Origin of the sequence: Pandoraea nosoerga (assembly GCF_902459585.1) — a bacterium.
GTDB classification, from domain to species: domain Bacteria; phylum Pseudomonadota; class Gammaproteobacteria; order Burkholderiales; family Burkholderiaceae; genus Pandoraea; species Pandoraea nosoerga.
Genome location: NZ_CABPSC010000006.1, coordinates 204,103 through 226,160, shown reverse-complemented (window position 1 = coordinate 226,160; position 22,058 = coordinate 204,103). Strand labels below are relative to the sequence as shown.

Sequence of the window (22,058 nt, the reverse complement as noted above, 5' to 3'; positions counted from 1 at the left end):
GAGCAGCAGGCGCACGGGTGCAGGCGACGCCGGGGTCGCCCGCACCGGCGGCGGCCAGGCGGCCGCGGCCCGCGAGCGTGTACGCCGCGCTCAGGCCGTCCTGGCTTCGGACAGCCCCAGCGACTCGACCATCTGCTCGCGCATGATGAACTTCTGCACCTTGCCCGTGACCGTCATCGGCATTTCGTCGACGAAGCGGATGTAGCGCGGAATCTTGTAGTGCGCGATCTGGTCCTTGCAGAACGCCCGGATCTCGTCCTCGGTGGCGGTCTGCCCCGGCTTCAGAATGATCCACGCGCAGACCTCTTCGCCATACTTCGCGTCAGGCACGCCGAACACCTGCACGGCCTGCACCTTCGGATGGCGGAACAGGAATTCCTCGATCTCGCGCGGGTAGATGTTCTCGCCGCCGCGAATGAGCATGTCCTTCACGCGCCCGACGATGTTGCAATAGCCCTCTTCGTCGAGCGTGGCCAGATCGCCCGTGTGCATCCAACCGTCGCGAATGGCTTCGCGCGTGCGCGGCTCGTCGTCCCAGTAGCCCAGCATCACCGAGTAGCCCTTGGTGCACAGCTCGCCCTTCTCGCCGACGGGCACGATCTCGCCGGCGGCATCGACGAGTTTCACCTCGAGGTGCGGCTGCACGCGACCGACCGTGGTCACGCGCTTGTCCAGCGGGTCGGTCGTGGTGGTCTGGAACGACACCGGGCTCGTCTCGGTCATGCCGTAGGCGATGGTCACCTCGCTCATGTGCATCTCGTTGATCACGCGCTTCATCGTCTCGATCGGACACGGCGAGCCGGCCATGATGCCCGTGCGCAGCGTATCGAAATGGTAGTTGCCGAACTCCGGGTGATCGAGCTGCGCGATGAACATCGTCGGCACGCCATGCAATGCCGTGCAGCTCTCTTCCGAGACGGCCGCCATGGTGGCCTTCGGGTCGAAGGCCTCGCCCGGGAACACCATCGTCGCGCCGGTAGAGACGCACGCGAGCACCGCCAGCACCATGCCGAAGCAGTGATAGAACGGCACCGGAATGCACAGGCTGTCGTGCTCGGAGAAGCGCATCGCCATGGCGATGAAGCGGCCGTTGTTGACGATGTTGTGGTGCGTGAGCGTGGCGCCCTTCGGACTGCCCGTCGTGCCGCTCGTGAACTGGATGTTGATCGGCTCGAAGCAGTCGAGACTGTCGGAGATCGCGCGCAGCGTGGCGAGGTCGGCGTCGGCGCCCAGCGTCACCACGTCGCTGTAGTTCATCATGCCCGGCGTGATGCCGGCACCCATGCGAATGATGGTGCGCAACGTCGGCAATTTTTCCGAGTGAAGCTCGCCTGGCGCGCACTGCGCGAGTTCGGGCGCGAGCGTGCCGAGCATGTCGAGATAGCGCGACGTCTTGAACGACTCCGCTGTCACCAGCGCCTTGCAGCCGACCTTGTTGATGGCGTATTCGAGCTCGGCGAGGCGATACGCGGGATTGATGTTCACGAGAATCAGCCCGATGCGCGCGGTGGCGAACTGCGTGACCAGCCACTCCACGCGATTGGGCGACCAGATGCCCACGCGGTCGCCCTTCTTCAGGCCGAGCGCCACGAGCCCGGCCGCGAACGTATCCACATGCGCGAGGAATTCGCGCCAGGTCCAGTCCACGCCCTGCTCGCGAAACACTACCGCCTGCCGCTCGGCGAACCTGGCCGCCGTCTCGGCGAGCAGCCCGAATACCGTCAGCGTCGAGAGCGGCACATCGGTGTCGCCCTTCACATACGACAATCCATTACGAGGTACAACGCCCGCACCTTCCCGGCTTTCCATGCTTGTGTCTCCTGAAGCAATGCTGAAGTGGCGAAATGCTGTCGCGCGACGTCCATGCCAGTGGATGGCCCGCCTGTCGTTGCACCGAACGACGGCGGGCTCGTGTTCATAACAATAGCGCGTCGAACTCGATTGACGTTTACGTTAACGTAATTCGAGTGACGTCACGAGTGGGGATGGCCCTGAGTCGCACGCGTGGCCTGGATGCGGGTCATGACACGATGGCGTCACAACGCTGTCGACGAGATGGGCGCAGGCCGGTGGAGGTCCGTGGTGGCCCTGCGACGGGCCAAAAGACAAAAACCCCATGCACTGAATGCATGGGGTTTTCGGCCGGACCGGTGAGGTTCGGCGGGCGTCGGGGCCGCGCGGAACACCATCGCCACATCGCGATGGCCTCTCGCGGCACCGGCGCCAATTTACATCTTCGCCTTGCGGAACTTCTGGATCGCCGCGAGTTGGGCGACGGCTTCGGCCAGTTCGGCCTGTGCCTTCGCGTACTCGATATTCGAGTCCTTGTTCGCGAGCGCTTCTTCCGCGCGGCGCTTGGCTTCGGCGGCCTTCGCCTCGTCAAGGTCCTTGCCGCGGATGGCGGTGTCGGCGAGCACGGTCACCGTGTTCGGCTGCACTTCGAGAATGCCGCCGGCCACGAAGACGAAGTCCTCGTTACCTGCTTCATCTTCGATGCGCACCGCGCCCGGCTTGATGCGCGTGATCAGCGGCGTGTGGCCGGGCAGAATACCCAGCTCGCCCGCTTCGCCGGGCAGCGCCACAAAGCGCGCCTCACCCGAGAAGATCTGCTCTTCCGCGCTGACGACGTCTACGTGAATGGTTGCCATAATCGCTCCCGTTGAGTGTGATGAAGCGGCAGGCGCGCCAGTCCGGACGTTGCCGTCCTCGCTCCGCTACCCCGCCCTGCAACAGTCACCTGCCGGGCGCGGCGGCGACTCTCGCGAGGCGCCGCCGCTTCCCGGCACTCAACCGTTTACTGCATCTTCTTGGCTTTTTCGAACGCTTCGTCGATCGTGCCAACCATGTAGAAGGCCTGTTCCGGCAGGTGGTCGCACTCGCCGTCGACGATCATCTTGAAGCCGCGGATCGTTTCCTTGAGCGGAACGTATTTGCCCGGCGAGCCCGTGAACACTTCTGCCACGTGGAACGGTTGCGACAGGAAGCGCTGGATCTTACGGGCGCGCGCCACGGCCAGCTTGTCTTCCGGCGACAGTTCGTCCATGCCCAGAATCGCGATGATGTCGCGCAGTTCCTTGTAGCGCTGCAGCGTCGACTGCACGCGGCGGGTCACCGTGTAGTGCTCTTCGCCAATCACGTTCGGGTCGATCTGGCGCGAGGTCGAGTCGAGCGGATCGACGGCCGGGTAGATACCCAGCGAGGCGATGTCACGCGAGAGCACGACGGTGGCGTCCAAGTGACCGAAGGTGGTCGCCGGCGACGGGTCGGTCAAGTCATCGGCAGGCACGTACACGGCCTGCACCGACGTGATCGAGCCGGTCTTGGTCGACGTAATGCGCTCCTGGAGCTTACCCATTTCTTCAGCCAGCGTCGGCTGATAGCCCACGGCCGACGGCATACGGCCGAGCAGTGCCGACACTTCGGTACCGGCCAGCGTGAAACGGTAGATGTTGTCCACGAAGAACAGCACGTCGCGACCTTCGTCACGGAAGTGCTCGGCCATCGTCAGGCCGGTCAGCGCGACGCGCAGACGGTTGCCCGGCGGCTCGTTCATCTGGCCGTACACCAGCGCGACCTTGTCCAGAACGTTCGAGTCCTTCATTTCGTGGTAGAAGTCGTTCCCTTCACGGGTACGCTCGCCCACGCCGGCGAACACCGAATAACCGCCGTGTTCCTTGGCGATGTTATTGATGAGCTCCATCATGTTCACGGTCTTGCCCACACCGGCGCCACCGAACAGACCCACCTTGCCGCCCTTGGCGAACGGGCAGATCAGGTCGATAACCTTGATGCCGGTCTCGAGCAGTTCCGTCGACGGCGACAGCTCGTCGAATGCCGGCGCCTTCTGGTGGATCGAACGGGTGTGATCCTGTGCGATCGGACCGGCTTCGTCGATCGGACGGCCCAGCACGTCCATGATGCGACCCAGCGTCGGCTTGCCGACCGGCACCGTGATCGGCAGACCGGTGTTCTTCACCGTCATACCGCGGCGCAGGCCTTCGGAGGAACCCAGACAGATGGTGCGGACCACGCCGTCGCCCAGCTGCTGCTGGACTTCGAGCGTCAGTTCCGAACCGTCCATAATGAGCGCGTCGTAGATCTTCGGCATGCTCTCGCGCGGGAACTCCACGTCGATCACGGCGCCGATGCACTGTACGATCTTGCCTTCAATCAAAGCAGTACTCATCGCTTTTCCTTTAGATACTCAAATTCATTTCGCCTTGCGGCGCATCGGCCCGTGCCACCGCTTACACCGCGGCGGCGCCACCCACGATTTCGGACAGTTCCTTCGTGATCGCTGCTTGACGGCCCTTGTTGTAGACCATCTGCAATTCACCGATCACGGTCTTCGCGTTGTCCGACGCGGCCTTCATGGCCACCATGCGGGCGGACTGTTCCGACGCCATGTTCTCTGCGACTGCCTGATACACGACAGCTTCGACGTAACGCACCAGCAGGGCATCCACCACCGTCTTTGCATCCGGTTCGTAGATGTAGTCCCACGAATGCTGTGCCGGCACCGCGCTCGCTTCTTCCGAGGCGCCTTCGAGCTTCTCGGGCAGCGGCAGCAGCTGCTCGACCACGGCTTCCTGCTTCATCGTGTTGACGAAGCGGTTGTAAGCCAGGTACACGGCGTCGAGCTTGCCTTCGGCGTATGCGTCGAGCTGAACCTTCACCGCACCGATGAGCTTGTCCAGATGCGGGGTGTCGCCCAGTTGCACGACGTGCGAGACCACCTTCGCGCCAATACGGTTCAGGAAGCCAAGCCCCTTGCCGCCGATGGCGGTGGCCTCGATCTTCAGGCCCTGGGCTTCGATGTCCTTCATCTTGTTCACCACGGCACGCAGCACGTTGGTGTTCAAGCCGCCGCACAGGCCCTTGTCCGTCGTCACCACGATGATGCCCGCCGCTTTCGCGTCTTCGTGCTTCACCATGAACGGGTGGTGGTATTCCGGATTCGCCTGGCCCATATGCGCGGCGATCTGGCGCACCTTGTCAGCGTAAGGCCGGGCATGACGCATGCGTTCCTGCGCCTTGCGCATTTTCGACGCGGCCACCATTTCCATGGCCTTGGTGATCTTGCGCGTGTTTTGCACGCTCTTGATCTTGCCGCGAATTTCCTTCATTCCAGCCATTGCTTACTCCTTGTCTCGGCGCGACGTTCGCTGTTGCCCGAACGTCGCGCCTTCCCGGGTCCGTTGAATAGTTGCCGATTCAACCGGATTAGTAAGCGCCGGTCTTCTTGAAGTCCTTGATCGCAGCGTGCAGGGCGGCTTCGTCGTCCTTCGAGAGATCCTTCGTCTCTTCGATACGGCCGATGAGCGCGCCGTGGCTGGTCTTCAGAACTTCGCGCAGACCCTTCTCGAACGGCAGCACCTGGGAGACCTCGAGGTCGTCCAGATAGCCGTTGTTGGCGGCGAACAGCGACACGGCCAGCTCCCAGACCTGCAGCGGCTGGTATTGCGGCTGCTTGAGCAGTTCCGTCACGCGGCGGCCGCGCTCGAGCTGCTTGCGGGTGGCTTCGTCCAGGTCCGAGGCGAACTGCGCGAATGCGGCCAGTTCACGGTACTGCGCGAGGTCGGTACGGATACCGCCCGACAGCTTCTTGATGACCTTGGTCTGTGCAGCACCGCCCACGCGCGACACCGAGATACCGGCGTTGATTGCCGGACGGATGCCCGCGTTGAACAGATCGGTTTCCAGGAAGATCTGGCCGTCGGTAATCGAGATCACGTTCGTCGGAACGAAGGCGGTCACGTCGCCGGCCTGCGTTTCGATCACCGGCAGGGCGGTCAGCGAGCCGCTTTGGCCCTTGATCGCACCGTTGGTGAACTTCTCGACGTACTCTTCCGAGACGCGCGCGGCGCGCTCGAGCAGGCGCGAGTGCAGGTAGAACACATCGCCCGGGTACGCTTCACGGCCCGGCGGACGGCGCAGCAGCAGCGAGATCTGACGATAGGCCCAGGCTTGCTTGGTCAAGTCGTCATAGATGATCAGCGCGTCTTCGCCGCGGTCGCGGAAGTACTCGCCCATGGTGCAGCCGGCGTAAGGTGCGATGAACTGCATCGCGGCCGAGTCCGAAGCCGTGGCCGTCACGATGATCGTGTACTCCATCGCGCCGTGCTCTTCGAGCTTGCGCACCACGTTCATGATCGACGAAGCCTTCTGACCGATGGCGACGTAGACGCAGGTCACGCCCTTGCCCTTTTGCGAGATGATCGTGTCGATGGCCACGGCGGTCTTGCCCGTCTGACGGTCACCAATGATCAGCTCACGCTGGCCGCGGCCGATCGGCACCATGGCGTCGATAGCCTTGGTACCCGTTTGCAGCGGCTGCGACACCGACTTACGCCAGATCACGCCCGGGGCGATCTTTTCGATGGCGTCGGTCATCTTGGCGTTGACCGGGCCCTTGCCGTCGATCGGCTGGCCCAGTGCGTCAACGACGCGGCCCTTCAGTTCCGGGCCGACCGGCACTTCCAGAATGCGGCCCGTGCACTTGACGGTGTCGCCTTCCGAGATGTGCTCGTACTCGCCCAGAATCACGGCGCCGACGGAGTCGCGCTCGAGGTTCAGTGCCAGACCGAAGGTGTTGCCCGGGAATTCGAGCATTTCACCTTGCATCACGTCCGACAGGCCGTGGATGCGGCAGATACCGTCAGTCACCGAGATCACGGTGCCTTCGTTACGGACTTCGGCGCCGCTCTCGAGACCTTGAATCCGGCTCTTGATCAGTTCGCTGATTTCAGAGGGATTGAGTTGCATATGTGCTCCTGATATTCAATTCTTGCCGTCGCAGGCGATTCGCGCCGGCCTTCAGGCCGTCAGCGACGTCCGCATGGCCGCCAGGCGGGCGCGCACCGAAGTGTCCAGCACCTCGTCGCCAACCACCACACGCACGCCGCCGATGAGCGACGAATCCACCGTCACCGTCGGGTTGAGCTTGCGGCCGAACTTGTGCTCGAGGCCCTTGACCAGCGAGGTCAGTTGCTCACCTTCGAGCGGGAAGGCGCTTTCGATCAAGGCGTCTGCCGAACCGGCGGCGGCGTTCTTCAACGCTTCGAACTGCCCGGCGATTTCCGGCATGGCTGCCAGACGACCGTTCTCGACCACGGCGGCGACGAAGTTGCGCACTTCGGCGTCGGTCGATTTCACGGCGGCGGTCAGCACGTCGACGACTTGCGTCGGCGTCACTTTCGGATCGTCGGCCAGATTGGCCACTTCGGGCAGCGCTGCCACCTGCGCCAGTTCGCGCACCAGCTCGGACCAGCGATTCAGGTCGCCGGCCTTGGCCACGCGGAACAACGCCTCAGCGTACGGACGAGCGATGGTTGCGAGTTCGGCCATGATCAGAGCTCTGCCTTGAGTTGGTTCAGCAGGTCGGCGTGGGCCTTGGCGTCGATTTCGCGCTTCAGGATCTGCTCGGCGCCCTTGACGGCCAGACCGGCAACTTCCTCGCGCAGCGATTCACGGACCTTGACGGCCTGGTTCTCGGCTTCCACCTTGGCGTTGGCGATGATGCGAGCGGCTTCGGCCTGCGCCTGGGCCTTGATCTCGTCGGCCACGGCCAGTGCGCGCTTCTCCGCGTCGGCAATACGCTTTGCGCCTTCGTCGCGAGCTTCCGCGAGAGCTTGCGTGGAGCGCTTGTTGGCGGCTTCGAGTTCGGCCTTGCCCTTGTCGGCAGCGGCCAGTCCGTCGGCGATTTTCTTCGCGCGTTCGTCGATAGCCTTGATCAGCGGCGGCCACACGAACTTCATCGTGAACCATGCCAGGATCAGAAACACGACGGTTTGCGCGAACAGAGTTGCGTTAATGTTCACGGTGTTTCCTTTCGGTGATGCGAGTCGATTGGCAAAACAGCGCGCCCCATCATGCCTGCTGGCTTGGGCGCGCCGTTCATGTCCAGTTGGCCGCGCGGATCAGTGCGCGACCGGCCGAAAGAAACTTAAGCGAGCTTCGACAGCAGCGGGTTCGCGAATGCGAACAGCATGGCAACACCCACGCCGATCAGGAATGCGGCGTCGATCAGGCCAGCCAGCAGGAACATCTTCGTTTGCAGCGGGTTCATCAGCTCCGGCTGACGAGCGCATGCCTCGATGTACTTACCGCCCATCAGCGCGATACCCAGACAGGCGCCGATTGCGCCCAGACCGATGATGATGCCGATACCGATAGCGGTCAGACCCTGGATGTTAGCGATGAAAGCTTGCATGATTACTCCTATTGGTTAGAGACTTGAAACTTTAAATTTGAAAACCGAAAAACCGGGAAACACGTAACAACCGCAACAACCGATCAGTGATGGTCGTGCGCCTGGCCGATATACACCAGCGTGAGCATCATCATGATGAACGCCTGGAGCAACACGATCAGGATGTGGAAAATCGCCCATGCGGTGCCGGCAATGACGTGGCCGACAAAACCCAGCACCGACGCATCCGCGCCAAAGCTCCAGATCCCGCCCAGCAGGGCGATCAGCAGGAACACCAGTTCGCCGGCGTACATATTGCCGAACAGTCGCATGCCGAGCGACACGGTCTTGGCACAGAATTCGATGATGTTGAGCAGCAGGTTCGGAATCCACAGCAGGAAGTGGTTGCCGAACGGTGCGGTGAAGAGCTCATGCATGAAGCCGCCGGCGCCCTTGATCTTGAAGCTGTAGAACAGCATCAGAAGGAGCACGCCGACCGAGATACCGAGCGTGCCGTTCAGGTCGGCCGTCGGAACGATACGGTGATGGGTGATGATCGACTCGAGGCCGACCCAGCCGATGATTTTCGACGGCAGGTCGACCGGCAGCAAGTCGAGCGAGTTCATGAGCGCGACCCAGACGAACACGGTGAGCGCGAGCGGCGCGATGAAGGCACGGTTGCCGTGCACGATACTCTTCGACTGGTCTTCGACCATCTCCACGAGCATTTCGACGGCGGCCTGGAAACGGCCCGGCACGCCGGAAGTCGCCTTACGGGCGGCCAGCCACAGCAGGAAACAGCCCAGAACGCCCATCGTGATCGACCAGAACATGGTGTCCCAGTTGATGATCGAGAAGTCGACGATCTTGGTCTGCGTCGAGCTCGCGAGGTTTTGCAGGTGGTGCGAAATGTACTCCGACGGGTTCGGAGCGTGGCTTCCGGCTTCTACTGACATAGCGATCAAACACCCAATTATGAAAATCCGCACACGGCAGCGTGTCGACGCGTGAGCGGTTTTCACCGCTACTTCAGTGCCATCGCGAGCCAATAGGCCTTGAGCGCGAGCACGAAGGTGACCAGCAACGCTACCCAGTGAACCCCGGGGTAACCGAACGCTACCGCCACCAACAACGCAATCGTCGTTGCTACCTTGACCGCTTCCCCCATCACCAGCGAACCGACGGAGAGGCGATCACCTGACATTCTCAACCGCAGCGCAAACAGCGCGCCCGGCAACCAACCGATCATTCCGCCCAGCCAAGCGGACACCGCCGCGTCTCGTGGCGATGCCGAGAGAAGCCACCAGGCCAGTGTCGCGACCAGCGACAGTAGTACCTGGGCTCCCACCACCCTGAATGGAGTCACACGGGATGCGCGCCCCACATCGGGACCGAACAGGCGCTCGGCCTGCGCACGCGTGAGCGGAACGATTGTTTCTTGCTCCTGCTCGTCGTCCCAAGCCTCTGATGTTGCACGTGCCGGCGCTTGCGGTTTCGGTTCCAAGTTCGACCGTTGTTCGTCGGCCATCTCGTTCCCTCCCCGCCCGACTCGTGCAAAACGAATGGGCTCTTCAAGCAGATAAATCCGCGAGATTTTACGGGACATTACGAACGGCAGTCAATCGAAACGCGCAACAAATTCGCCGAAATTGTGCAGTGCATGCGTCGATTTGGCGCCAACTCTCACGGACCGCCATTTTCCTCATGGTGCAGCGCGGGATTCCCCGCGAACGCTGCGCAATCCCTGCAGCTAGACGTCGTTCGGTGCGTGATCACACCCATTTCAGTGCGAGGTAGCCTAGCCCGATTGCCACCGCATAAAACGGGACGGACACCCAATGAAAATGCCACCAGATCCGGCGGGATTTCGCCATGCGCAATGCGATCAGATTCGCGAGCGAACCGACGGCCAGACCGAAGCCACCCACGGCGACCCCATGCGCGAGCGCCGGCCAATTGTGGCTGTACTCCGCGAGCAGGATTGCCGCGGGAACGTTGCTGATGAATTGCGAGAGAAGGGCCGCGCCGGCATATGCCGCACCATCGCCCGAGAAATCGACGTGCCCGAGCGCCGAGTGGACCGCCGGCAATTCGGCCACGCCGCGCAGCACGACGAACATCAGCACGAAGATCGCCAGCAGCAGCCAGTCGATGCCTAGCACGGCGCTGCGTCGCACGGCCAGCAGCAGCGCCGCCACGCCGGCACACGCCCACGCCGCACGCCCGTGATCGGCAAGCGCCACGAAGGCCACGAACGAGACGAGTGCGGTCCACAGCAGCGGCCAGTGCACGTCATGCGTCGGGCCGCGTCGCTGAAAGTGCAGTGCGCGTGAATCGAACGCGGCGGCACACACCGCGAGCAGTACGGCCATGAGCGCGAGCGTGACCGGCGTCATCATCGCGATGTACGCGCCAAAGCCCATACCGCTGCGCTGCCACAGGAAAAGATTCTGCGGATTGCCGAGCGGCGTGAGGCTGGAGCCCGCGTTCACGGCGAGCGCCAGGAAGATGATGAGACGTTCGATGCGCACGGGCGCGATACGCGCAAGCGACTGCGCCAACGGCACCACGGCGAAGAGTGCGACGTCATTGGTGAGCAGCGTGGAGAGCGCAGCGGCGAACGTCACCATCAGTAATGCGAGGCGGCGCTCCGTGCGAAACGCTCTCAGCAGGCGCTGTGCCAACCAGTCGAGAAAGCCGCTCTGATCGATCGCGCGCGTGAGCATCAACAAGCCGGCGAGCGTGAGGATCGTCTGCCGGTCGATGCGATGCCACAGTTCGCCCGCACTCGCGGGACGCGCGATCTGCAGCATCACGAAGCCGACGAGCAGGATGACGAGCACACGGTCGGCACGTACGCGCGCATACGTCGCTCGCAGCGCGCGCCCGAGCCGCGACGTGAGTGGCCTGCAGGATGCCTGCGGCGTAGACGGGTCAGCCGCCGCACGCGAATTGTCCGATGCGCCTGGCTTACCGGGCTTACCGAGCTTATCCACCTCATCGACCTCATCGACCTCATCGACCTTATCGATGTCATCGATCTTCCCGGCGGCGCGCTGCACGCCGGCGTCCGCGCAAGCCGGCCGGATGGGCGGCTCCCCGGTAGGCGCTGCTGTCATATCGAATCGTTCAGGGTGCCGAAATCATTCGGCGCGGATGCGCGCGAGAATACCGTCGAGAGCGTCGAGACTGCCGAACTCGATCGTGAGCTGCCCGGCCCCCTTGCGGCCGACCTTGATCTTGACGTTGGACGCGAGCAAATCCGAGAGCTCTTCCTCGAGGCGCGTCACGTCGCGGCCGCCCTCTTGCGCCGACCGGCGGCGAATGCCGTCACCTTGCGGCTTGAGCGACGCATTGACGATGCGCTCCGTGTCGCGCACCGACAAACGCTTGTTCACCACCTGATTGGCCAGCGTGATCTGCGTGGCCGCATCGACGGCGAGCAATGCGCGCGCGTGCCCCATGTCGAGATCGCCGGCGAGCAGCATCGTCTGCACCGGTTGCGCGAGATTGAGCAAACGCAGCAGGTTCGACACGGCGCTGCGCGAGCGGCCCAGCGACTGCGCGGCTTGTTCGTGCGTGTAGTTGAATTCGCCGAGCAGACGCTGAATGCCTTGCGCCTCTTCGAGCGGATTCAGATCTTCGCGCTGAATGTTCTCGATCAGCGCCATTGCGGCGGCGGCCTCGTCGGGCACGTCACGCACGAGCACGGGCACTTCGGCCAGTCCCGCAATGCGCGCGGCGCGAAAACGTCGCTCGCCCGCAATAATTTCGTACTTCTCACCATCGACGCGGCGCACGAGAATCGGCTGCATCAGGCCTTGCGCGCGAATGCTCGCGGCGAGTTCCTGCAATGCGCCCTCGTCCATACGCGTGCGCGGCTGATACTTGCCGGCCTGCAGGCGCTCGAGCGCCATCATGGCGGGCGCGCCATCGGCATTGGCCTGCGTCGCGCCGTTGTGGTTATCGGCGTGCGCGCCGAGCAGCGCTTCGAGGCCGCGGCCCAGGCCTTTCTTTTTCAGTGCGTTGGTCTTGGTCGCCATGACAATGCGTTCCTGCGCGAATGCGCCTTACATAGTTTGAATGCGCGCGATCATCTCCGCGCCGAATTGCAGATACGCTTTCGCGCCGCGCGAAGCGGGATCGAAAACGACACCCGGCATACCGTAGCTCGGCGCTTCGGCGAGCCGCACATTGCGCGGAATGATGGCGTTGAAAACCTTGTCCCCGAAATGCTCCTTGAGCTGCTCGGAGACTTGCTGCTGCAGCGTGATGCGCGGATCGAACATCACGCGCAGCAACCCGATGACCTTCAGGTCGCGATTGAGGTTCGCGTGCACCTGCTTGATCGTGTTGACGAGATCCGACAGCCCTTCGAGCGCGAAATACTCGCACTGCATCGGAATGATCACGCCATGCGCGGCGCACAGGCCATTGAGCGTGAGCAGCGAAAGCGTGGGCGGGCAGTCGATCAGCACGAAGTCGTATGCGTCTTCAACCTTCGCGAGCGCCTGCTTGAGACGCGTGTCGCGGTTCTCCAGCGAGACGAGCTCCACGTCGGCGCCGGCCAGCTCGCGGTTCGCGGGCAACACGTCATAGCCGCCCGTCTCCGAGCGCTGAGCGCTCGCCGCGACATCGGCGCCATCGACCAGCACTTCGTACACGCTCGACTCGAGCGCAGCCTTGTCGATGCCGCTGCCCATCGTGGCGTTGCCCTGCGGGTCCAGGTCGACCAGCAAGACACGCTGCCCGTGCGACGCCAGTCCGGCAGCGAGGTTCACCGTGGTGGTCGTCTTGCCGACGCCGCCCTTCTGATTGGCCACGCAGAAAATTTTCGCCATGCCGATGTAGTCCTCCGAATGCTGCCGTGTTGAAGCGATTGATGCCGATGGTGCACATGATGCCGGGATGAAGCGCAATTGCGAAGGCGATGCCGCCAACCGCCCGCCGGCCCGCATGGCCGCACACTGCATCCCGAAAGTTCGACCGCAAACCCGATTATCTGAGTAATGCTCAGTTATTGCGCCGACGGGCGGCTGAGACGGTAAAACGATGAAACGGTGACCCGGGCGCCCGCCTCCCTGCCATCAGGGGGCGCTAGCCTTTTGGGGCGTCAACACCAGCTTGTCGGTGTCGTAGCCTTGCTTGCGCAGTTGCGCCCGCATTTGATTCAGCGCGTTCTCGTCCATCGTCGGCGTGCGCGAGAGAATCCAGAGGTACTCGCGGCTCGGCTCGCCGACGGCGGCATACTGGTAGTCACCGTCGAGCACGATAACCCAGTAGTTTGCCCAAAGCCAGGGAATCCAGCGCAGCCAGTCCGGCGCGAACGTCACCTTGAAGCGCGCCGTGCCGGTCCCCTGCCCGTCGGTGCGCGCCAGGCCGCCGTCGCTCACCCAGGTGCCGTCGTCCTTGCGACACCGGTTGGTAACGGCGATCTTGCCGTCCGGCAACGCCACGTACTCTGCCGTCACGTCCGACACACATTTTCGCTCGAAGAAATTCGGATAGCGTGCTATTTCGTACCAGGTGCCGACGTAGCGCTCCTTGTCGATTCTCTGAACCGGACGCACGCGCGTGGTGAGCGATTCCTGCCCCGACTGCGCCCAGGCCACCGCCGCCGCCACCGAAAACCCGACCATGACGGCGCCTGCCCAGCGGGTCATCTTGTTCATGCCTTCACCTTCACGCGGAGCAAATGACGCTCGGCGTCGAGAAACGGAACGTCCAGCGCGAGACGCTCGACGAGCTCATAACCGGCGGGGAGCGCGAGTTCGCTCTCGGCGGCCACTCCCTTCATCGCCCAGAAGCTGCCGCCCGGGGCAAGCAGCTTGCTGCCCAGCGTGACGAAGTCGTGCAATTCGGCGAAGGCGCGCGAGACGATCGCGTCGAACGCGGCCGGCACTTCCTTGCCGACCACCAGCGACTCGACGCGGCCGGTCACCACGGTGAGATTGGTCAGTCTGAACGTGGCGCGCGCCTGCGTCAGGAAGGCAGTCTTCTTCTGAACGATGTCGTTGACGGTCACCTGCCAGTCAGGCCGCACGATGGCGAGCACCACACCGGGCAGGCCGCCGCCCGAGCCCACGTCGAGAACGCGCGCAATCGGCTCTCTATCCAGACGCGGCAGGATCGAGAGGGAATCGAGCAGGTGTTTGATGACCATTTGCCGCGGGTCGCGGATCGAGGTCATTTGCAGTGAGGCGTTCCACTTGGCGAGCAGCGCCTGATAGTCGAGCAGACGCGCTTGCTGTTCGTCGCTGATGGAAAGGCCGAGCTGCCGGATACCGTCGGCCAGCAGCGCGCCCAGTTCGTTGCCGCCGTTTGCGGCATTGCTTCGCGAAGCAGTCATGAGCGCTCCGCGTCAGGCAGCGTGCTGGTCGCCGGAATCGGCGGCAGTCGTGTCCTCTGACGCGCGACGCCGTCCGAGACCCTTCTTGAGATGGATCATCAGCAGCGAGATCGCCGCGGGCGTGACGCCGGAGATGCGCGAGGCCTGGCCGAGCGTCTCGGGACGCTGCGCATTGAGCTTCTGGCGCACTTCGATCGAAAGCCCCCTGACATCGTTGTAATCGATGTTGGGCGGCAGCACGGTATTCTCGTTGGCTTCCTTGCGACTGATCTCGTCAGCCTGACGATCGATGTACCCCTGATACTTCACCGCGATCTCGATCTGCTCGCGGATCTGGTGGCCTTGCAGCGGGTCGTCCGACAATACACCCTCGGGCGCCAGCCGGCCGCCCTGCACTGCCATGAGCGCGTCGTAGCTCACTTCGGGGCGGCGCAACAGGTCGGCCAGCGAGTATTCGTGGTCGATCGCCTTGCCGAGCAACGGCACAGCATCCTCGGCCGGGAAAGTTTTCGGATTCACCCACGTCGATTTGAGGCGTTCTGTTTCACGTGAAACAGCGTCGCGCTTGCGGCAGAACGCTTCCCAACGAACATCGTCCACTACGCCAAGTTCGCGGCCCATTTCCGTCAGACGCATATCGGCGTTGTCCTCGCGCAGCGACAGGCGATATTCGGCCCGGCTGGTGAACATGCGATACGGCTCGGATACGCCGCGGGTGATCAGGTCGTCGACGAGTACGCCGAGGTAGGCCTGGTCGCGCCTCGGACACCAGGCTTCGCGGCCTTGCACTTGCAGCGCGGCATTGATGCCGGCGAGCAGCCCCTGGGCTGCCGCTTCTTCGTAGCCGGTCGTGCCGTTGATCTGCCCGGCGAAGAACAACCCTGAAATGGCGCGGGTTTCGAGCGAACTGCGCAAGCCACGCGGATCGAAGTAGTCGTACTCGATGGCATAGCCGGGACGCAGGATATAGGCGTTCTCCATGCCCTTCATCGAGCGCACCAGTTCGAGCTGGACGTCGAAAGGCAGACTGGTGGAGATGCCATTCGGGTAGAACTCGTTGGTCGTGAGACCTTCCGGCTCGAGATAGATCTGGTGCGACGTCTTGTCGGCAAAGCGATGAATCTTGTCCTCGATCGACGGGCAATAGCGCGGCCCGACGCCTTCGATCACGCCCGTATACATGGGCGAGCGATCCAGGCCGGCACGGATGATGTCGTGGGTACGCTCGTTGGTGTGCGTTACCCAGCACGGCACTTGGCGGGGATGCTGCTCGGGACGGCCGAGGAACGAGAAAACGGGCACCGGGTCCAGATCGCCGGGCTGCGCTTCCAGGACCGAGAAGTCGATGGAGCGGCCGTCGATGCGCGGCGGCGTCCCCGTCTTCAACCGCCCTTGCGGCAATTTCAACTCTTTGAGGCGTGCGGAAAGACTGACGGCGGCGGGATCGCCGGCCCGGCCGCCGACGTAGTTGTTCAGGCCAACGTGGATCTTACCGTCGAGGAATGTCCCGGCCGTCAGCACAACGGCACGCGCACGGAAGCGCAGGCCGACTTGAGTCACGGCGCCAACGACGCGCTCGCCCTCGACGATCAGGTCTTCCACGGCTTGCTGGAAAAGCCAAAGATTCGGCTGGTTTTCGAGCCGGTGGCGGATAGCTTGCTTATAGAGAATGCGGTCCGCCTGCGCGCGAGTGGCGCGAACGGCCGGGCCTTTGGACGAATTCAGGATACGGAATTGGATGCCGCCCTCGTCGGTAGCGGCGGCCATTGCCCCGCCCAGCGCATCGACCTCTTTCACGAGATGACCTTTGCCGATCCCGCCGATGGAGGGATTGCAGCTCATCTGGCCGAGCGTCTCGATATTGTGGGTAAGCAGAAGGGTTTTACAGCCCATGCGGGCCGAGGCGAGCGCAGCCTCGGTGCCGGCATGGCCGCCACCCACCACGATCACGTCGAACTCGGTCGGATAAAGCATCGCAATTTTGCCGCGTGCGGCAAACTCTCTGGATTCGGTAATTGCGGAATTATAGCGGTATTGCGATGCATCATTTGTAACCGTCTGGATGTTTCACGTGAAACGGAGAAGTTGTCGCACTCCTGAGTCCGACCCGTCGCCTCCCGCACGGCATGAAGACCGGCCAGGCCCCATCCCGCCCAAAAGTCGCTACGGCCTGACCAGCCTTCGTCGAGCCAATGCCCCCCGCCGCCGCCATGCGCCGCGGTCGACTCCACGCAGCACCCCGAGATCATCGAAGACACAGGACCTCAAAGGTCGTGCCGTGGTTTCACGTGAAACAATCGGATGTTTTTTTGCTCGGGCAGTGAAAGCTAGAGGCGGCAGACGGCCGCGACCAACCGACGCCATCCTGCTTCTCCCGCTTTCGGGCAGCGAAGCCCGAACCCGCCCCGCTCCGTCTGCGCTCGTCTGCGCTCGTCTGCCCTCCATCTGAAAGCCGCCACTGTGGGGCACGGCCGGCCTTCTCCAATCGAATACCCCGAAGCGGCGAATGGTGCGGCGTGTGTTTCACGTGAAACACACGAGGACCGCGCAGCGCCCATGCCCACCGGATCCCGTCGACGCCCTGCGAGCTCAGAATAACTGCAAGTCGCCCCCTCATACGCCGGCGCGGTGGAAAACCCCCATTTCCGGAAATCCGACTGCGCCACGCTCGGAAGCAGGATCAAGACGCACCCCAGGACCGCCCAAACCTCCGGTCGGGTCCGAACGTTCATCGCAACACCGCACTCGCTCCAGGACATAAAACATGCATGCGGTTCCCCATCGCGCGGACCACTGCCCCGTGGCTACCTATCGGTTCATCCCTCATTGGGACGGGGCGCCCCTCCCTCTTCGCATGAAACCCATTCCAACGATGCGACCCGAGCACTCGGAAGCTCGACGACGGAGCCCTGCGGTGCCCTGACGGAGAGACTTCCAGGTGGAACGCAGTCAGGGTACCGCTGGGCTCCGTGCCCGGACGCCTGACAGAAACCATCGTACGTAAAGCCGCCGAGGTGGCAAGCATCTCCCGACGTTCCACGTGAAACCACCCAACGCTTCGACCCGAGCACTTGGAAGCTTGATGGCGGAGCCCGGCGGTGCCCTGACGGAGTGACTTTCGGCTGGAACGCAGTCGGGGTACCGCTGGGCTCCGCGCCCGGACGCATGACAGAAACCATCGCACGTAAAGCCGCCGAGGTGGCAAGCATCTCCCGATCGTCCGGGACAGTTCGTGCATAAGCCCCGACCTCGCGGCTTTTGAAGAGAACGACCTCAAAAAGCCAACGACCGCCCAGAAACTCCAACTCGCAGACCGAAAACCGGTCTCCAAACACCGAAGCCTTCCCGCAACCAAGAAACTGCATCGAGGAAAATCGAGAATTTCCTCTTGTTATCCACACCCTCCCCCGGGATAGACAAGTCCCACTGAATAATTTGCTTTTCTGTGGATAACCCGAATCCCATTTTCCTCGAGATTCTCGAAAAATCGTCGTAACGCCTTATTGCGGCGGTGCGCCATAGATTTCCGTGAGTCACATCTATCCACAAGCAACTGTGAATAAGTGGTCTCCGAATGTCTGTCGTCCAGCCTCACTGCGCGATGAAAAAAACGGGGACGGAACAAAATTTGCGAACGCTCGTTCGCCCTCCTCGCACCACGCGGACGAAAAAATGCCCGCCATGACGTGCGGGCTGTCAGGGACGGGCTCGAGGGCGTATATGGTACGGGGCGCTTATGGGGTACGCACTTATGGGGGCACTTATGGGCCGCTTATGGACGGCCGAGCGGGGCGCTGTGACGGGCGGCTCTTCCCGAACGGGAAGGACCGGCGCGAGCGCGCCGAACCGGCCGCCCGCCTCCCAGCCGCTCAGGCCGCCTTCTTGGCGAGGCCGAGATACGTCTCGATGACCTTCGGATTGCTCGCCAGCTCCTGCGCCGGGCCCTCCAGGGCAAGCTCACCCGTCTCGATCACGTAACCGTAGTCGGCCACCTGCAACGCCGCACGGGCGTTCTGCTCGATCAACAGCGTCGCCACGCCCGTCTTACGCAAGTCGTTGATGATATGGAAGATTTCCTTGACGATCAGCGGCGCGAGCCCCAGGCTCGGCTCATCGAGCATCAGCAACTGCGGTTTGGCCATGAGCGCCCGGCCTACCGCCAGCATCTGACGCTCGCCCCCCGAGAGCGTGCCCGCCTGCTGCGTCCGACGCTCCTTGAGTCGCGGAAACAGCTCGTAGACCACGTCCATCTGGTCGAGGAAGTTCTTCTCCCCTGCCCGCTTGCGGCGGTAAGCGCCCAGCAACAGGTTGTCCTCCACCGACATCGTCGAGAACAGCTCCCGCTTTTCCGGCACCAGGCACATGCCCCGCGCCACGCGCGCTTCGATCGTCAGCGCCGACATCTCGTGACCGAGATACGACACGCTTCCCTTGCTCGAGCCGTTGTGCGGCAGCGCGCCCATGATCGCGTTGAGCATGCTCGACTTGCCCGCGCCATTCGGCCCGATCACCGTGACGATCTGGCCCGCCTCCACACGCAGATGCGCACCGTGCAGCGCTTCGACTTTGCCGTATGCGACGGCGAGGTCCTTGACCTCCAGAATTGCGTCCGCCATCACTCCACTCCTCCAAGGTAGGCCTCGAGCACCGCCGGGTTCTTCTGCACGTCTTCCGGCATCCCCTCAGCAATCTTGGTGCCGAACTCCATCACCACCAGGTGATCGGTCAGATTCATCACGAAGTCCATGTCGTGCTCGACCAGCAACACGCTCATGCCCTCGTCCTTCAGCTTCTTGAGCAGGTCGCCCAGCGCCTGCTTTTCCTTGTAACGCAGACCCGCGGCCGGCTCATCGAGCAGCAACAGCGTGGGATCGCACGCCAATGCGCGTGCAATTTCCAGAATACGCTGCTGGCCCAGCGCCAGGCTGCCCGCCTCGTCGTACATGTGCGCGCCCAATCCCACACGCTCGATCTGCCGCGCAGCCTCGTGCAGCAGCATCGCTTCTTCATGACGATCCAGACGCAGCACACTCGACCACACGCCCCCCTGCGGACGGCGACGCAGACCGTTCTTGTCGCGCAGATACGCACCGATCGCCACGTTCTCGAGCACGCTCATGTGCGGCATCAAACGTACATGCTGGAAGGTGCGGCCGATCCCACGCTTGACGATCTCGCGCGACGGCAGACGCTCGATGCGCTCGCCGAGGAACGAAATCTCGCCGCGCGTAGCCTGCAGCACGCCCGTCACGAGGTTGAACGTGGTCGACTTGCCGGCGCCGTTCGGGCCGATCAGGCCGACGATCTCGCCCGCCTTCACTTCGAACGACACGTCGTTTACCGCCACCAGACCGCCAAACTCCTTGCGCGCCTTCTCCAGCTTGAGCACCACTTCGCCCACCGCCGGCTTGGCACGATGGCCCAGCGCCTCGGCCTGCGCAGGCGCCTTCGCCACGCGCCGCGCCGGGAAGATCTTGCCGAAGAACGGCCACACGCCATCACGCGCATACTGCAGCAGCAACACCAGCAAGATGCCGAAAACGATCGTCTCGAAGTTGCCGTTCGCTCCCAGGAGCACCGGCAGGATGTTCTGCAGATAGTCCTTGAGCACCGTGAGGATCGCCGCGCCCAGCACCGCGCCCCATACGTGCGAGACACCGCCGACCACCGCCATGAACAGGTACTCGATGCCGTGGTTCAGGTTGAATGGCGTAGGGTTCACCGCACGCTGCAAGTGCGCGTACAGCCAGCCCGAAATCGCCGCGAGCACCGCCGCGTAGACGAACACCACGACCTTCATCCAGGCGGTATTCACGCCCATCGCCTCGGCCATCACGCCGCCGCCCTTGAGCGCGCGGATCGCACGCCCCGGACGCGAATCGAGCAGGTTCTTGACCGACACCACCGCCAGCACCACCACGACCCAGATCAGATAGAACATCTGACGCCCGCTCGCGAGCTCCAGACCGAACAGGTTGATGGTCGGAATGTCGTTCAGGCCGTCGTACTTGCCCAGGAATTCGAGATTGCCGAACAGGTAATACAGCGACAGGCCCCAGGCAATCGTGCCCAGCGGCAGGAAGTGCCCGGACAGGCGCATGGTGATCGCACCGATGATCAGCGCCGCCGCGGCCGTAATGGCGATACCGACGATCAGGCCGACCCACGGCGACGCGCCATACGCGGTCGTGAGATACGCCGTTGCATATGCGCCAAGACCGACGAAGGCTGCCTGGCCGAACGACGTCATGCCGGCCACGCCGGTGAGCAGCACCAGGCCGATCGCGACAATGCTGTACAGGCCGATGTAGTTGAGCAGCGTCACCCAGTATTCAGGCAAACGCACCGGCGCCGGCAGGACCGGCAACACGGCCAGCAGCACCAAAAAGATCAGGAAGTATTTGTTTTTCATTCTGTGGTCCGCCCCGGCTTATTCCTCGTCTTCTTCCACATGCTTGCTCGTGAGCGACAGCCACAGCAGCACCGGAAGGATCAGCGTGAAGACGATGACCTCCTTGTATGCACTCGCCCAGAACGACGAGTACGACTCGAGCAGGCCCACCAGAATGGCGCCCAGCGCCGCGACCGGATAACTCACCAGGCCGCCGATGATCGCGCCCACGAAGCCCTTCAGGCCGATCAGGAAGCCCGACTCGTAGTAGATGGTCGTGATCGGCGCGATCAGAATGCCGCACAGCACGCCCAGCACCGCGGCCAGCGTGAACGCCAGACGGCCGGCCTGCACCGTGCCGATACCCACCAGGCGCGCGCCAAGCCGGTTCACGGCCGTCGCGCGCAGCGCCTTGCCGGAGAGCGAGCGGTCGAAGTAGAAGTACAGCGCAAGGATCATCACCACCGAGACGCCCACCACCCACAGGCTCTGCCCCGAAATCATCACCGAACCGAGATTGAAGCTCGCGTCGGAGAATGCCTGCGTGCGCGAGCCCTCGGCGCCGAACATCACCAGACCCAAGCCCGTGAGCGCGAAATGCACGCCGACCGAGACGATGAGCAGCAACAGCGTGCTTGCTTCGGCGAGCGGCTGGTACGCGAGGCGATAGAGCATCGGCCCCATCGGCACCACGAGCAGCAGCGTGACGGCGATCTGCACGAGCATCGGCAGCGTCATCGGCGCCAGCGCCTTGACGACGAAGAACACGGCGATCGGAAACACCAGATATTTGCCCGCGAGCACCGGCACCAGCCGCCCGGCCAGCTTGCGACGCTCGCTGTGCCGCAGCACGCTCGCCGTCTCTACGATGAACGTGCACACGCCCATTGCCACGAGCAACCAGCTCGTGAGCGGAAACTTCTGGGTTTGCAGTGCCGCCAGCGTGAGCGCGCCATACGACACGAACTCGCCCTGCGGAATGAAGATGACGCGGGTGACGGAAAACACCAGCACGAGCGCCAATGCCAGCAAGGCATAAATCGCGCCCGTAGTGATGCCGTCCTGCGCCAGGATGGCTGCAATCGAAAGATCCATGCTCCTCTCACTTCGTTTGAGTACTTCTTGAA

The 22,058-nt window shown here is 63.1% G+C and carries 19 protein-coding genes; all 19 read right to left on the bottom strand.

The genetic code is table 11. The features are described from left to right. Positions 1-90 precede the first annotated feature (90 nt). A complete protein-coding gene (locus tag PNO31109_RS10330; RefSeq protein WP_150555510.1) occupies positions 91-1,809 on the bottom strand; it encodes an AMP-binding protein in 1,719 nt (572 codons plus the stop codon). A gap of 419 nt (positions 1,810-2,228) precedes the next feature. Beyond that, positions 2,229-2,648, bottom strand: coding sequence for a F0F1 ATP synthase subunit epsilon (locus PNO31109_RS10325; protein ID WP_039406794.1), 420 nt, complete (start codon positions 2,646-2,648; stop codon positions 2,229-2,231). 146 nt (positions 2,649-2,794) lie between these two features. Further along, positions 2,795-4,186, bottom strand: coding sequence for a F0F1 ATP synthase subunit beta (gene atpD, locus PNO31109_RS10320; RefSeq protein WP_150555509.1), 1,392 nt, complete (start codon positions 4,184-4,186; stop codon positions 2,795-2,797). Between the two features lie 61 nt (positions 4,187-4,247). Beyond that, on the bottom strand, positions 4,248-5,135 hold the full coding sequence (gene atpG / locus PNO31109_RS10315; RefSeq protein WP_150555508.1) for a F0F1 ATP synthase subunit gamma: 888 nt from the start codon (positions 5,133-5,135) through the stop codon (positions 4,248-4,250). An 88-nt stretch (positions 5,136-5,223) separates the two neighbouring features. Beyond that, a complete protein-coding gene (gene atpA, locus PNO31109_RS10310; RefSeq protein ID WP_150555507.1) occupies positions 5,224-6,765 on the bottom strand; it encodes a F0F1 ATP synthase subunit alpha in 1,542 nt (513 codons plus the stop codon). Between the two features lie 51 nt (positions 6,766-6,816). Beyond that, positions 6,817-7,347, bottom strand: coding sequence for a F0F1 ATP synthase subunit delta (locus tag PNO31109_RS10305; protein WP_150555506.1), 531 nt, complete (start codon positions 7,345-7,347; stop codon positions 6,817-6,819). Positions 7,348-7,349: 2 nt separating this feature from the next. Then, complete coding sequence (locus tag PNO31109_RS10300; RefSeq protein ID WP_150555505.1) at positions 7,350-7,820, bottom strand: F0F1 ATP synthase subunit B; 471 nt, start codon at positions 7,818-7,820, stop codon at positions 7,350-7,352. A 125-nt stretch (positions 7,821-7,945) separates the two neighbouring features. After that, positions 7,946-8,212: a F0F1 ATP synthase subunit C gene (gene atpE / locus PNO31109_RS10295; protein ID WP_010807762.1), complete on the bottom strand. Its 267-nt coding sequence runs from the start codon at positions 8,210-8,212 to the stop codon at positions 7,946-7,948. Positions 8,213-8,295: 83 nt separating this feature from the next. Next, positions 8,296-9,147, bottom strand: coding sequence for a F0F1 ATP synthase subunit A (gene atpB, locus PNO31109_RS10290; protein WP_150555504.1), 852 nt, complete (start codon positions 9,145-9,147; stop codon positions 8,296-8,298). Between the two features lie 68 nt (positions 9,148-9,215). After that, positions 9,216-9,719 (bottom strand): ATP synthase subunit I, encoded by a 504-nt coding sequence (locus PNO31109_RS10285; protein WP_150555503.1) that lies wholly within the window; start codon positions 9,717-9,719, stop codon positions 9,216-9,218. 244 nt (positions 9,720-9,963) lie between these two features. After that, the gene (locus tag PNO31109_RS10280) at positions 9,964-11,310 is read right to left on the bottom strand and encodes an SLC13 family permease (RefSeq protein WP_244958155.1); all 1,347 of its coding nucleotides are present in this window, start codon (positions 11,308-11,310) and stop codon (positions 9,964-9,966) included. A gap of 24 nt (positions 11,311-11,334) precedes the next feature. Next, a complete protein-coding gene (locus tag PNO31109_RS10275; RefSeq protein ID WP_150555502.1) occupies positions 11,335-12,234 on the bottom strand; it encodes a ParB/RepB/Spo0J family partition protein in 900 nt (299 codons plus the stop codon). A gap of 27 nt (positions 12,235-12,261) precedes the next feature. Continuing rightward, a complete protein-coding gene (locus PNO31109_RS10270; protein WP_150555501.1) occupies positions 12,262-13,032 on the bottom strand; it encodes a ParA family protein in 771 nt (256 codons plus the stop codon). Between the two features lie 246 nt (positions 13,033-13,278). Beyond that, a complete protein-coding gene (locus tag PNO31109_RS10265) occupies positions 13,279-13,863 on the bottom strand; it encodes a lipocalin family protein (RefSeq protein WP_150555500.1) in 585 nt (194 codons plus the stop codon). After that, positions 13,860-14,540: a 16S rRNA (guanine(527)-N(7))-methyltransferase RsmG gene (gene rsmG, locus PNO31109_RS10260; RefSeq protein WP_150555499.1), complete on the bottom strand. Its 681-nt coding sequence runs from the start codon at positions 14,538-14,540 to the stop codon at positions 13,860-13,862. The genes PNO31109_RS10265 and rsmG overlap by 4 nt, the downstream gene beginning before the upstream one ends. 12 nt (positions 14,541-14,552) lie before the next feature. Then, positions 14,553-16,514, bottom strand: a complete 1,962-nt coding sequence (mnmG, locus tag PNO31109_RS10255) for a tRNA uridine-5-carboxymethylaminomethyl(34) synthesis enzyme MnmG (protein ID WP_150555498.1) — start codon at positions 16,512-16,514, stop codon at positions 14,553-14,555. A gap of 1,895 nt (positions 16,515-18,409) precedes the next feature. After that, positions 18,410-19,156, bottom strand: coding sequence for an ABC transporter ATP-binding protein (locus PNO31109_RS10250; RefSeq protein WP_150555497.1), 747 nt, complete (start codon positions 19,154-19,156; stop codon positions 18,410-18,412). Continuing rightward, positions 19,156-20,952 carry a branched-chain amino acid ABC transporter ATP-binding protein/permease gene (locus PNO31109_RS10245; RefSeq protein ID WP_150555496.1) on the bottom strand — a complete coding sequence of 599 codons (1,797 nt, stop codon included), beginning with the start codon at positions 20,950-20,952 and terminating at the stop codon, positions 19,156-19,158. Before PNO31109_RS10245 ends, PNO31109_RS10250 begins: the two co-directional genes overlap by 1 nt. 18 nt (positions 20,953-20,970) lie before the next feature. After that, positions 20,971-22,026 (bottom strand): branched-chain amino acid ABC transporter permease, encoded by a 1,056-nt coding sequence (locus tag PNO31109_RS10240; protein WP_150555495.1) that lies wholly within the window; start codon positions 22,024-22,026, stop codon positions 20,971-20,973. Positions 22,027-22,058: the final 32 nt, after the last annotated feature.

What these genes read in the sequence shown, in the direction of transcription:
- PNO31109_RS10330 (WP_150555510.1), bottom strand. Translation starts at nt 1,809, where the DNA reads ATGGAAAGCCGGGAAGGTGCGGGCGTTGTACCTCGTAATGGATTGTCG.
- PNO31109_RS10325 (WP_039406794.1), bottom strand. Translation starts at nt 2,648, where the DNA reads ATGGCAACCATTCACGTAGACGTCGTCAGCGCGGAAGAGCAGATCTTC.
- atpD (WP_150555509.1), bottom strand. Translation starts at nt 4,186, where the DNA reads ATGAGTACTGCTTTGATTGAAGGCAAGATCGTACAGTGCATCGGCGCC.
- atpG (WP_150555508.1), bottom strand. Translation starts at nt 5,135, where the DNA reads ATGGCTGGAATGAAGGAAATTCGCGGCAAGATCAAGAGCGTGCAAAAC.
- atpA (WP_150555507.1), bottom strand. Translation starts at nt 6,765, where the DNA reads ATGCAACTCAATCCCTCTGAAATCAGCGAACTGATCAAGAGCCGGATT.
- PNO31109_RS10305 (WP_150555506.1), bottom strand. Translation starts at nt 7,347, where the DNA reads ATGGCCGAACTCGCAACCATCGCTCGTCCGTACGCTGAGGCGTTGTTC.
- atpE (WP_010807762.1), bottom strand. Translation starts at nt 8,212, where the DNA reads ATGCAAGCTTTCATCGCTAACATCCAGGGTCTGACCGCTATCGGTATC.
- atpB (WP_150555504.1), bottom strand. Translation starts at nt 9,147, where the DNA reads ATGTCAGTAGAAGCCGGAAGCCACGCTCCGAACCCGTCGGAGTACATT.
- PNO31109_RS10285 (WP_150555503.1), bottom strand. Translation starts at nt 9,719, where the DNA reads ATGGCCGACGAACAACGGTCGAACTTGGAACCGAAACCGCAAGCGCCG.
- PNO31109_RS10280 (WP_244958155.1), bottom strand. Translation starts at nt 11,310, where the DNA reads ATGACAGCAGCGCCTACCGGGGAGCCGCCCATCCGGCCGGCTTGCGCG.
- PNO31109_RS10275 (WP_150555502.1), bottom strand. Translation starts at nt 12,234, where the DNA reads ATGGCGACCAAGACCAACGCACTGAAAAAGAAAGGCCTGGGCCGCGGC.
- PNO31109_RS10270 (WP_150555501.1), bottom strand. Translation starts at nt 13,032, where the DNA reads ATGGCGAAAATTTTCTGCGTGGCCAATCAGAAGGGCGGCGTCGGCAAG.
- PNO31109_RS10265 (WP_150555500.1), bottom strand. Translation starts at nt 13,863, where the DNA reads ATGAACAAGATGACCCGCTGGGCAGGCGCCGTCATGGTCGGGTTTTCG.
- rsmG (WP_150555499.1), bottom strand. Translation starts at nt 14,540, where the DNA reads ATGACTGCTTCGCGAAGCAATGCCGCAAACGGCGGCAACGAACTGGGC.
- mnmG (WP_150555498.1), bottom strand. Translation starts at nt 16,514, where the DNA reads ATGCTTTATCCGACCGAGTTCGACGTGATCGTGGTGGGTGGCGGCCAT.
- PNO31109_RS10250 (WP_150555497.1), bottom strand. Translation starts at nt 19,156, where the DNA reads ATGGCGGACGCAATTCTGGAGGTCAAGGACCTCGCCGTCGCATACGGC.
- PNO31109_RS10245 (WP_150555496.1), bottom strand. Translation starts at nt 20,952, where the DNA reads ATGAAAAACAAATACTTCCTGATCTTTTTGGTGCTGCTGGCCGTGTTG.
- PNO31109_RS10240 (WP_150555495.1), bottom strand. Translation starts at nt 22,026, where the DNA reads ATGGATCTTTCGATTGCAGCCATCCTGGCGCAGGACGGCATCACTACG.